12 protein-coding genes are annotated in these 10678 nt (G+C 68.3%); 1 reads left to right on the top strand and 11 read right to left on the bottom strand.

Annotated elements, in window-relative coordinates; translation table 11 throughout:
• Window positions 1-173: 173 nt before the first annotated feature.
• The 9 genes from B0W80_RS32900 to B0W80_RS32860 are packed head-to-tail and all read right to left on the bottom strand — an operon-like array spanning window position 174 to window position 7786.
• Complete coding sequence (locus tag B0W80_RS32900; RefSeq protein WP_077003343.1) at window positions 174-1325, bottom strand: ABC transporter substrate-binding protein; 1152 nt, start codon at window positions 1323-1325, stop codon at window positions 174-176.
• A gap of 58 nt (window positions 1326-1383) precedes the next feature.
• Complete coding sequence (gene paaE, locus B0W80_RS32895) at window positions 1384-2478, bottom strand: 1,2-phenylacetyl-CoA epoxidase subunit PaaE (protein ID WP_077003342.1); 1095 nt, start codon at window positions 2476-2478, stop codon at window positions 1384-1386.
• A 38-nt stretch (window positions 2479-2516) separates the two neighbouring features.
• Window positions 2517-3044 carry a 1,2-phenylacetyl-CoA epoxidase subunit PaaD gene (paaD, locus tag B0W80_RS32890; protein ID WP_256856754.1) on the bottom strand — a complete coding sequence of 176 codons (528 nt, stop codon included), beginning with the start codon at window positions 3042-3044 and terminating at the stop codon, window positions 2517-2519.
• An 8-nt stretch (window positions 3045-3052) separates the two neighbouring features.
• Window positions 3053-3826, bottom strand: coding sequence for a 1,2-phenylacetyl-CoA epoxidase subunit PaaC (gene paaC, locus B0W80_RS32885; RefSeq protein WP_077003345.1), 774 nt, complete (start codon window positions 3824-3826; stop codon window positions 3053-3055).
• Window positions 3827-3837: 11 nt separating this feature from the next.
• Window positions 3838-4131 carry a 1,2-phenylacetyl-CoA epoxidase subunit PaaB gene (paaB, locus tag B0W80_RS32880; protein WP_077003341.1) on the bottom strand — a complete coding sequence of 98 codons (294 nt, stop codon included), beginning with the start codon at window positions 4129-4131 and terminating at the stop codon, window positions 3838-3840.
• Window positions 4128-5150 carry a 1,2-phenylacetyl-CoA epoxidase subunit PaaA gene (paaA, locus tag B0W80_RS32875; RefSeq protein WP_077003340.1) on the bottom strand — a complete coding sequence of 341 codons (1023 nt, stop codon included), beginning with the start codon at window positions 5148-5150 and terminating at the stop codon, window positions 4128-4130. Before paaA ends, paaB begins: the two co-directional genes overlap by 4 nt.
• A gap of 11 nt (window positions 5151-5161) precedes the next feature.
• Window positions 5162-6481, bottom strand: a complete 1320-nt coding sequence (gene paaK, locus B0W80_RS32870) for a phenylacetate--CoA ligase PaaK (protein WP_077003339.1) — start codon at window positions 6479-6481, stop codon at window positions 5162-5164.
• A 47-nt stretch (window positions 6482-6528) separates the two neighbouring features.
• Window positions 6529-6969, bottom strand: coding sequence for a hydroxyphenylacetyl-CoA thioesterase PaaI (gene paaI, locus B0W80_RS32865; RefSeq protein ID WP_077003338.1), 441 nt, complete (start codon window positions 6967-6969; stop codon window positions 6529-6531).
• Between the two features lie 13 nt (window positions 6970-6982).
• Window positions 6983-7786, bottom strand: a complete 804-nt coding sequence (locus B0W80_RS32860; RefSeq protein ID WP_077003344.1) for an enoyl-CoA hydratase-related protein — start codon at window positions 7784-7786, stop codon at window positions 6983-6985.
• A 199-nt stretch (window positions 7787-7985) separates the two neighbouring features.
• On the opposite strand from B0W80_RS32860, the gene B0W80_RS32855 reads away from it, so the two are divergent.
• A complete protein-coding gene (locus B0W80_RS32855; RefSeq protein ID WP_077003337.1) occupies window positions 7986-8588 on the top strand; it encodes a phenylacetic acid degradation protein PaaY in 603 nt (200 codons plus the stop codon).
• Window positions 8589-8600: 12 nt separating this feature from the next.
• Here B0W80_RS32855 and B0W80_RS32850 read toward each other — a convergent pair whose 3' ends face one another.
• Both B0W80_RS32850 and B0W80_RS32845 read right to left on the bottom strand, forming a co-directional pair.
• Window positions 8601-9257, bottom strand: coding sequence for a TetR/AcrR family transcriptional regulator (locus B0W80_RS32850; RefSeq protein ID WP_077003336.1), 657 nt, complete (start codon window positions 9255-9257; stop codon window positions 8601-8603).
• Between the two features lie 84 nt (window positions 9258-9341).
• Window positions 9342-10634, bottom strand: a complete 1293-nt coding sequence (locus tag B0W80_RS32845; RefSeq protein WP_077003335.1) for an SUMF1/EgtB/PvdO family nonheme iron enzyme — start codon at window positions 10632-10634, stop codon at window positions 9342-9344.
• Between the last annotated feature and the right edge of the window lie 44 nt (window positions 10635-10678).

Below are 10678 nucleotides of genomic sequence, written 5' to 3'. Positions count from 1 at the left end.
GGCTTTGCCGGGCCGCTGGTGTTGCCCCCGGTGAGGGGGTTGGCGGACCACACAAAGTGGGGCAGCCTGGGGGAGAGCAACATCTTCGCGGAACCGGCTTTGCCGGGCCGCTGGTGTCGCCCCCGGTGAGGGGGTTGGCGGACCACACGAAGTGGGGGAGCCTAGGGGAGAGCTTATTCCTGCGGTTGATATTTCCAGGCGCCGTTTTCAATCTTGACCATCACGCGAGCGCGCTGGTCCAGGCCCAGGTGGTCGGTCGGCGACATCGAGAAGATGCCATGCGCGCCAGGGACGTTCTTCACGCCTTCGAGCGCATCGCGCAGTGCGGCGCGGAAGGCCGGCGTGCCGGGCTGGGCCGACTTGAGCGCGACGGGAATCGCGGCGCTCATGATCAGGCCGGCATCCCAGGCATGGCCGCCGAAGGTCGACACGCTGCCCTTGCCGTTGGCGGCTTCGTAGGCTTCGACATATGCCTTGGCGGACTTCTTGACCGGATGCGAATCGGGCAGCTGCGAGGCCACCAGCATCGGGCCCGAAGGCAGCAGCGTGCCTTCGACGTCCTTGCCTCCAACGCGCAGGAAGTCGCCGTTGGCCACGCCGTGGGTCTGGTAGATCTTGCCGGCGTAGCCGCGCTCCTTGAGCGTCTTCTGCGGCAGCGCGGCCGGCGTGCCGGAGCCGGCGATCAGGATCGCGTCGGGCTTGGCCGAGATCAGCTTCAGCGTCTGGCCGGTGACGGAGGTGTCGCTGCGGCCATAGCGCTCGTTGGCCACGATCTTGAGCTTCTTGAGGTCGGTGGCCTTGGTGAACTCCTGGAACCAGCCTTCACCGTAGGCGTCGGAAAAGCCGATGAAGCCGACCGACTTCACGCCGTTGGCGGCCATGTGCTCGGCGATGGCCAGCGACATCATGATGTCGTTCTGCGGCGTCTTGAAGACCCACTTGCGCTTGTCGTCCATGGGCTCCACGATGCGCGCCGAAGCGGCCATCGAGATCATGGGCACCTTCTCTTCGGCGACCACGTCGATCATGGCCAGCGAGTTGGGCGTGACGGTCGAGCCGATGACGATGTCGACCTTGTTCTCGCTGATCAGCTTGCGCGTATTCGACACCGCGGCCGTGGTGTCCGACGCGTCGTCGAGCACGATGTAGTTGATCTTCTGCCCGCCGATGGTCTTGGGCATCAGCGCGATGGTGTTCTTCTCGGGAATGCCCAGCGAAGCGGCGGGGCCGGTCGCCGACAGGGTGACGCCGACGTTGACGTCGGCCTGCGCGGCGAAGGCCATGGCGCACAGCAGCGCCACGCCGAGGCGGGTGAAAGATTGCATTTTCGAAGTCTCCAGCAGTTGCAAAAATAACGGGCGACGGATCGGGCGCGCGGCGCCGTCAACGTTCGTCGAAGGACAGCAGCACGCGCTCGGTCAGCGGGTGTGCCTGGCACGTGAGTATGAAGCCGCCCGCGACCTCATTTTTGTCCAGCGCGAAGTTGCGCTCCATCCGAACTTCCCCTTCCAGGAGTTTCGCACGGCAGGTGCCGCACACGCCCGAGGTGCAGGAGTACGGCACCTCCAGGCCGGCCGACGAGGCCGCGTCGAGGATGCTGGGCTGGCCCTTGGTGAACGGGATCTCGCGGCTGATGCCGTCGCGCACGATGGTGATGCGCGCCGTCTCGGCATCGCCGGGTTGCGGCTCGTGCACCACCGCGCCGACGTTGGCAGCTCCGCCGGCGGGCGTCTGCGCCAGGCCGAAGCGTTCGATGTGGATGCGCTCTTCGGGCACGCCCGCTGCCAGCAGCGCGGCCTCGGCCTCGTCGTTCATCTGGAATGGGCCGCACACATAGACGTGGTCGATGCTTCCGGCCGGCACCAGGCCCTGCAGGAACTCGCCGATCTTCTCGCGGTTCATCAGGCCGGCATGGATCGGCACGTCGGTGTGGTCGTCGGAGAACACGTGCTGCAGCACCAGGCGCGTCATGTAGCGGTTCTTCAGGTCCTCGATCTCTTCCTTGAACATCGTGGACTTGAGGGCGCGGTTGCCGTAGATGAGGGTGAAGCGTGAATTCGGCTCTCGCGCCAGCACCGTCTTCATGATCGACAGGATGGGCGTGATGCCGCTGCCGCCCGCAATGCCGACGTGGTGGCGCCGCGCCTCGCGGTCGAGCGGCACGAAGAAGCGGCCTTGCGGCGCCATCACGTGCAGCGTGTCGCCGGGCTGCAGGCTGCTGTTGATCCAGTTGGAGAACACGCCCTGCTGCACCTTGCGCACGCCCACGCGCAACTCGCCGTCGTCGACGCCGGCGCAGATGGAGTACGAGCGGCGCAGGTCCTGGCCTTCGATCTCCTTGCGCAGCGTGAGGTACTGGCCCTGGGTGAAGCCGAACACGCCGCGCAGGTCTTCGGGCACGTCGAAGGAGACGATGACCGCCTCGGCGGTGTCGGGCTCGATGCTGCGCACGCGCAGCGGGTGGAAGATGACGCTCATAGGACGCTCGTGTTGAAGCTCGTTGGACGTTCGTGGGCTCAGATGGGTTTGAAGTGCTCGAAGGGTTCGCGGCAGTCGAGGCAGCGGTGGAGCGACTTGCAGGCCGTCGCGCCGAAGGCCGACAGCCGCTCGGTGTGCGCGCTGCCGCAATGCGGGCAGGCCACGGGCTGCATCGCCTGCCGGCGCACCAGGCGGATCGGCACTGCACCGCCGGGCAAGGCCGCGGCGCCGGGCGGCGCGATGCCGTACTCGCGCAGCTTGCGCTTGCCTTCGGCGCTGATCCAGTCGGTGGTCCAGGCCGGCGCGCGGCGCAGGCTCACGCGGGCCGGGCCGAGACCTGCCGCGTCCACGGCATCGATGACGCTGCGCTCGATGACCTCGGTGGCGGGGCAGCCCGAGTAGGTCAGCGTCAGCACGACTTCCAGCCCGTCGGCGTGCGGCAGCACATCGCGCACGATGCCGAGGTCGCAGACCGACAGTGCGGGAACCTCGGGGTCGAGCACGGTGTCGAGCACGTCCCAGGCGCGCGCGACGCGTGCCTGGTCGTCGGCGGTCGGCAGCGGCATGGCGGCCATCACCACACCCCGCCGGGATAGGCGCGCTGCAGGTGCTGCATCTCGGCCAGGATGTAGCCCATGTGCTCGCTGTGCACGCCGCGCTTGCCGGTGCTCATGAAGGCCGATTCGGCCGGCGCGCTCAGCTTGGCCTCGTCGAGCACTTCCGCCATCTCGGCCGACCACGGTTCGCGCAGCTCCGCCCATGCCGGGCCCAGGCCGCTGGCGCGCGCTTCGTCGTCGACGGCATCGGCCGCGAACAACTCGGGCACGTAGCGCCACAGCTCGATCAGCGCCGACGCCATGCGTGCGCGCGACTCCGCCGTGCCGTCGCCCAGGCGCACCACCCAGTCGGCGGCGTGCTGCTGGTGGTAGCGGGCTTCCTTGATGGCTTTGGCGGCGATGGCGGCCACTTCGGTGTCGCTCGAGGTTTCGAGCCGCTCCCACAGCAGTTTGAGCAGGGTCGCGACCATCGCATTGCGCAGCACGCTGAAGGCGAAGTCGCCGCGCGGCAGCTCGACCAGCGTGGCATTGAAGTAGTCGCGCTCGTCGCGCAGGAAAGCCAGCTGGTCCTCGTCGTGCGCGCGGCCTTCGATCTCGCCCGCGCGGGTGAGCAGTGCGCGGGCCTGGCCCAGCAGGTCGAGCGCCATGTTGCTCATGGCGATGTCTTCTTCGAGGATGGGCGCGTGGCCGCACCATTCGCCGAGGCGCTGCGCGAGGATCAGGCAGGTGTCGCCCAGGCGCAGCAGGTACTGCACGTCGGGGCGGCGGTCGAGTTCGATGGATGCTTGCATGGCGTGGCCGGTCACATGTGGTCGACGGACTTCGGCAGCTCGTAGAAGGTCGGGTGCCGGTACACCTTGTCTTCGGCCGGATCGAAGTACATGTCCTTGTCGCCCGGGTCGCTGGCCACGATCTGGTCGGAGCGCACCACCCACACGCTCACGCCTTCCTGGCGCCGCGTGTAGACGTCGCGTGCCATCTGCACGGCCATCTGCGGATCGGCGGCATGCAGGCTGCCGCAGTGCTTGTGGTCCAGGCCCGCCTTGCTGCGGACGAAGACTTCCCAAAGCGGCCATTCAGTGGTGGTGTCGCTCATGCGGCCTCCTTCATCGTTTCTTGCTTGCGGGCATGGGCCAGTGCGGCCTCGCGGACCCAGGCGCCGTCGTCCCAGGCCTTGACGCGTGCGCCCAGGCGCTCGCGGTTGCAGGGGCCGTCGCCGGCGATCACGCGCCAGAACTCCGACCAGTCGATCGGGCCGTGGTCGTGCGCCTGGCGCTCTTCGTTCCACTTCAGGTCGGGGTCGGGCAGCGTGACGCCCAGCACCTTGGCCTGCTCGACCGCGGCGTCGATGAACTTCTGGCGCAGCTCGTCGTTGGAGAAGCGCTTGATGCCCCAACGCATCGACTGCGCGCTGTTGGGCGACTGGTCGTCCGGCGGGCCGAACATCATGATCGACGGCCACCACCAGCGATTCACCGCGTCCTGCACCATGGCCTTCTGCGCCTCGGTGCCGTTCTGCATCATGGTCAGCAGGGCTTCGTAGCCTTGGCGCTGGTGAAAGCTCTCCTCGCGGCAGATGCGGATCATGGCGCGCGCATAGGGCGCGTAGGAGCAGCGGCAGATCGGCACCTGGTTCATGATGGCCGCGCCGTCCACCAGCCAGCCGATGGTGCCCATGTCGGCCCAGGTCAGCGTGGGGTAGTTGAAGATCGAGCTGTACTTGGCCTTGCCAGTGTGCAGCGCGTCGAGCATCTGGTCGCGGCTGGTGCCCAGCGTCTCGGCCGCGGCATAGAGGTAAAGGCCGTGGCCGCCCTCGTCCTGCACCTTGGCCAGCAGGATGCTCTTGCGCTTGAGCGTGGGCGCGCGCGTGATCCAGTTGCCCTCGGGCAGCATGCCGACGATCTCGCTATGCGCGTGCTGGCTGATCTGGCGCACCAGCGTCTTGCGGTAGTGCTCGGGCATCCAGTCCTTGGCCTCGATGAAGCCGCCGGCGTCGATGCGCTCGTCGAAGCGCTCTTCGAGCCGCAACTCCTCGGCCGAGCGCAAGGCCTTGCGGCCCTCGTCCTTGCCGTCCTTGCCTTCTTTGCCCATGGTGTCCATGGCTTGGGTGTACATGGCGTGTCCTTTCAGGATTTGGTTCTTTCGTCGATCACGCGGCGGGCCTTGCCCGTGAGCGTGCGTTCGAGCGTGGCGGGTGGCTGCACGAGCACCGTGGTCGAGATGCCGACCAAGGTCTTCACGCGGTGCTGCACCCATTGGGCGATCTGGTCGCATTCGGCATCGCCGATGCCGTCGGCGCCCTGCTGCAGTTCGCAGCGCACTTCGACGCTGTCGAGGTGGCCGTCGCGGCCGACCTTGATGAGGTACTGGCCCGAGAGCTTTTCGTGCGCCAGCACGATCTCCTCGATCTGCGTCGGGAAGACGTTGACGCCGCGGATGATCAGCATGTCGTCGCTGCGCCCGACGATCTTGCCCATGCGGCGGAAGGCGCGCGAGGTGGGCGGCAACAGGCGCGTGAGGTCGCGCGTACGGTAGCGGATGATGGGCAGCGCTTCCTTGGTCAGCGAGGTGAAGACGAGCTCGCCTTCCTCGCCGTCGGGCAGCACCTCGCCCGTCTCGGGGTGGATGATCTCGGGATAGAAGTGGTCTTCCCACACCACCGGGCCGTCCTTGCTCTCGATGCATTCGCTGGCGACGCCGGGGCCCATGACTTCCGACAGGCCGTAGATGTCGACCGCGTCCATGCCGCCCTTGTGCTCGATCTCGCGGCGCATGGCTTCGGTCCAGGGCTCGGCGCCGAAGATGCCGACCTGAATCGAGTTCTCGCGCGCGTCGAGCCCCTGGCGCTGGAACTCCTCGATGATCACCTGCATGTAGCTCGGCGTAACCATGATGATGTCGGGCCGGAAGTCGCGGATCAGCTGCACCTGCTTCTCGGTCTGGCCGCCGGACATCGGGATCACCGTGCAGCCCGCACGTTCGGCGCCATAGTGCGCCCCCAGGCCGCCGGTGAAGAGGCCGTAGCCGTAGGCCACGTGAACGATGTCGCCGGGCCGGCCGCCGGCGGCGCGGATCGAGCGCGCCACCAGGTCGGCCCAATGCTCGATGTCCTGCTTCGTGTAGCCGACCACCGTCGGCTTGCCGGTGGTGCCGGACGACGCATGGATGCGCGCCACCTGCTCGCGCGGCACGGCGAACATGCCGAAGGGGTAGTTGTCGCGCAAGTCCTTCTTGACCGTGAACGGGAACTTCGCGATGTCGCTGAGTTGCTTCAGGTCGTCGGGATGCACGCCGCGTGCCTCGAACGCCTGGCGGTAGTGCGGCACGTGGTCGTAGGCCCGCTGCAAGGTGGCCTTCAGGCGCTGCAGCTGCAGCGCGGCGATCTCGTCGCGGCTGGCCGATTCGATGGGGTCGAGGTCGCCGGGCGCGGGGCGCTTGACGGGCATGGACGTGTCTCCTTGGTCGAATGGGGTTGTTGCTGCTGCGGTGCCGCTCAGGCCGCCGCGACCGGCTTGCCCTTGAGCGTGTACGACCGGCCGCGGAACACCGCGACCTTTTCGCCGCGCTGGTTCAGCACCTCGGTGTCGTACACGCCGGTGCGGCCCGCCTTCGACACCTCGACGCAGCGCGCGACCAGGCGGTCACCCTCGCGTGCCGGCGCGACGAAGTCGATGCCGAAGCCCGAGGCCACGGTCACCTCGTTGTAGGAATTGCAGGCATAGGCGAAGGCCGAGTCGGCCAGCGTCGAGATGAAGCCGCCATGGCAGATGTCGTGGCCGTTGAGCATGTCTTCGCGCACGGTCATCGCGATGTCGGCGCGACCCGGCGCGATGGCCTCGATCTCCATGCCGAGGCCGCGCACGGCGCGGTCGTTGGCGAACATGGCGTCGCGCACGCGCTCGGCGGTGCGCTGGGCTTGGGTGTCGTTGCTCATGATTGCGGGTCGTTCAACGATCGGTGAATCGGGGCAGGCGCTTCGCGCGGAAGGCTTCGACGCCCTCCCGGTAGTCGGCGGCAGAGCCCAGCTCGCGCTGCAGCGCGGCCTCGCGGGCCAGCGCGGTCGGCAGGTCCATCTGCTGGGCATCGGCCAGTGCCTGGCGCGTGACGGCCAGGGCCCGCGACGGCATCGCGGCCAGGCGATGCGACAGGTCTTCGACTGTGAGGCTCAGGGCGTCGTCGTCCACGCATTTCCAGATCAAGCCCATTTCGGCGGCCTCGGCGGCCGGCAGCTTGTCGCCCAGCATCGCCAGGCCGAGCGCACGTGCGGGGCCGACCAGCCGCGGCAGCAGCCACGTGCCGCCGGTGTCGGGCACCAACCCGATCTTGGCGAAAGCCTGGATGAAGCTGGCCGAGCGGCCCGCCACCACCAGGTCGCAGGCCAGCGCCAGGTTGGCACCGGCGCCGGCAGCGACGCCGTGGACCTCGGCGATCACCGGCACCGGCATGGAGCGCAGGCGCATGACCAGCGGAGCGTAGAGCGATTCGATGACCTTGCCCAAGTCCCTGGGGGCGGCGCCCGGCGCGAAGTCGGGCGCGACCAGCGGGTCCGACAAATCTTGCCCGGCGCAGAAGGCACGGCCCGAGCCGCCGATGACGACGCAACGCACTTCCGGATCGGCCGCGGCCGCCTCGAGCGCCGCCATGAGCGCCGCGTGCAGTTCCGATGTGAAACTGTTGAGCGCGTCGGGGCGGTTGAGCCGCAGCGAGCGCACGGCGCCGGATTGGGCGATGAGAACCAGGTCTTCGTTCATCGTGGCGAACATCCAAGGGGTTGAAGATCGGCTTGCCGGTGTGCGAGCGACAGTTCGACGCTGTTCGAATAATTGACCGACCGTTCGGTTGATTATAGGATTTCAGCTCCGCTAGCCGCAAGTCTTCGGTATTCGGTAGTAACCCTGATTCGCAGCGAGCCTACGCCTTTTTGCTTACAACACGTCCAAGGAAATCCCCATGCCCTGCTACGCGCTTGAAGGCGTCGTCCCGGTGGTCGACCCCAGTGCCTACGTTCACCCCACCGCCGTTCTGATCGGCGACGTGATCGTCGGCCCCGACTGCTACGTCGGCCCCTGCGCCAGCCTGCGGGGCGACTTCGGGCGCATCGTGCTGGAGCGCGGGTCCAACGTGCAGGACAACTGCACGATCCACGGCTTTCCCGACCAGGACACGGTGATCGAGGAAGACGGCCACATCGGCCACGGCGCGGTGCTCCACAGCTGCATCGTGCGGCGCGACGCGCTGGTGGGCATGAACGCGGTGGTGATGGACGAAGCCGAAATCGGTGCCTGCGCCATCGTCGCGGCCTGTGCCTTCGTGCCGGCCGGCATGAAGGTGCCGGCGCGCAGCCTGGTGGCGGGCATTCCGGCCAAGGTGCGGCGGCAGCTCGGCGACGACGAGATCGCGTGGAAGCAGGAAGGCACGCAGACCTATCAAGAACTCACGCGGCGCTGCCTGGCGAGCATGGTCGAGGTACAGCCGCTCGCGGCCGCGGAGCAAGACCGGCCGCGGCTGCAGTCGCCCGAGGTGAAGTCGCTGATCGCCACCCGTCGCGGCTGAGCGATCGGTGGACTAGCGCGACTGCTGCGCTTCGCTGCCCGGGAGCGGCTCGGCATCGAGCAAGGCCGGTGGCACCTTCACGGCCCGCACGCCGCCGAAGAACAGGTCGGCCACCATCTCGCCGATGGCCGCATGGTCGAGTTCGCGCCCCGGCTTCATCCAGGTGAACATCCAGTTGATCATGCCGAAGAGCAGCATCGCCATCGGCTTGCCGAGCTTGCTCTGCGCGTCCTCGCCGCGCACCTCGGCGATGGTGCGTGCGAACGCAGCGACCACGCGCCGCTCGACGCCGACGATGCGCTGCTGGTCTTCCTCGCGCAGAAAGCGCACATCCTCCGTCAGCACCCGCTGCGCGTTCTGCGCCAGCGCGTACTCGGCCACGAAGCTGCGGATCAGCGCAGCGAGCCGCGCCTCGGGCGTCGCATGGTCACGCAGCACTTCTTCGACCACGGCTTCGAGCCGCTGCACGTGCTCTTCGGCAATGCGCACCGCGAGGTCGTGCTTGTCGCGCACGTAGTGGTACAGCGTGGCCTTCGACACGCCGCAAGCGGCCGCCACCTCGTTCATCGACGTGCCCGCATAGCCGCGCTGCGCGAACAGCTGCGCCGCATTCAGAAGAATCATTTCTCGCTGGCCGTCGTAGCCAGCCGGGTCACGCACGCGAGCCATTCGGCAGCGTCCTTTCGATCGATCGATGTTGTCTGTGTCAGCCCTGCCCGCATGATGGCATGGCCACACGCCCGGCTTGAGACGCTATACGGCGCAGGTTCTGAACCCGAAGAATCCGTCGTCGCATTCGGGCCGTGCAAAACCCCGGCGCTTGGGCGAACGCAGGCGCGCGCGGGTGGCCAGCGAGGCGCCGCGCAGCACGCGGGCCTGGCCGAAGGCGGGCTGCGGGTCGAAGGCCGTGCCGGCGCTCCACGGATCGGCGTGGAAGCCGGGCCAGGGCTGCAGCGTGCCGGCGGTCCATTCGTGCACGTCGGCCCAGCGAAAGCCGCGGCGCGCGGCCTGATGCGTGGCGATCTCCCATTCGACCTCGGTGGCCAGGCGGCGCCCGGCCCAGCGCGCCCAGGCGTCGGCCTCCCACCAGCTCACGTGCACGGCGCTCTGGTTGCCGGCGGCGCGCATGGTGCGGCCGAAGTGATGCTGCAAGACCGATCCGCCACTGCCGCCGCGCGCCGCGCCGATCTGCTCCACGTGGCGCGGACTGCGCCGGCCTTCCGGCTGGCCGGCGAGCCAGGCGCGGCCGCCGGGCGACCACAGTTCCTCGCGGTCGTAGCCGCCGTCGGCGACGAATTCGACGTATTGGTTCCAGGTGACGGGTTGCGCGTCGATCTCGAATTCGGGAATGTCCAGCGGCAGCCGGCCGCGCTCCTGCGCGAAGGCGAAGCCGCCCTCCTCGGTGCCGAGCGTCCAGCGGGTGGCGGGCAGCAGCAGCGGCGGACGTTCGACCGCCGCAGGCTGCACCTCCACGCTCAGCGGCAGGCCCAGTGTCTGGGCCATCACCACCAGCTGCTCGCCGCGCAGGTCTTCATGGAAGAGCGCGAGCCGATAGAAGTACAGCCCGGCATCGGTTTCCACCGCATGCTCCAGCAGCTCGAGCGTGCTCTCCAGGGTCTCGAGCAGGTAGGCCTTGGTCACCGACAGGTCGGGCAGGTCGGGCGACCAGCGCGCCTTGGTGTCGATCTGCGCGGGGTTCCACCAGGCATCGGCCTGCGGCTCGATGGCGGCCAGGCGTGTCGGCCGCACCGGGCAGTCGGGCCCGAACGCGCGCTGCGTGTTACGAGCGATCCACCACTCGGCGAACCAGCCGATGTGGCCGGCCAGCCAGAGCGGCGGATCGATGTCGTCCTGCCGCGGCACGATGAGCGCCGCGGTGCCCAGCGCCTGCTCGTAGAGCGACAGCAGGTGCAGCGTGTGGTTGCGCGCATCGATCAGCGCCAGCGAGAGCAGTTCGCGACCCGCGCGACACATCTCGGGTGAATCGATGGAATGGGGCAGGCCGGCAGTGCCGGAGGGCGTCCCGGACGGCGGGCTCGAAGGCATGGGCCATTATGGCGACGGGCCCGGCGTGCGAACGGCTCCCCGGG

The organism is Variovorax sp. KK3 (assembly GCF_001984055.1).
Classification (GTDB): domain Bacteria; phylum Pseudomonadota; class Gammaproteobacteria; order Burkholderiales; family Burkholderiaceae_C; genus Variovorax.
The sequence above is the reverse complement of the archived record's forward strand: the minus strand, read 5'-3'. Positions and strand labels throughout refer to the sequence as shown.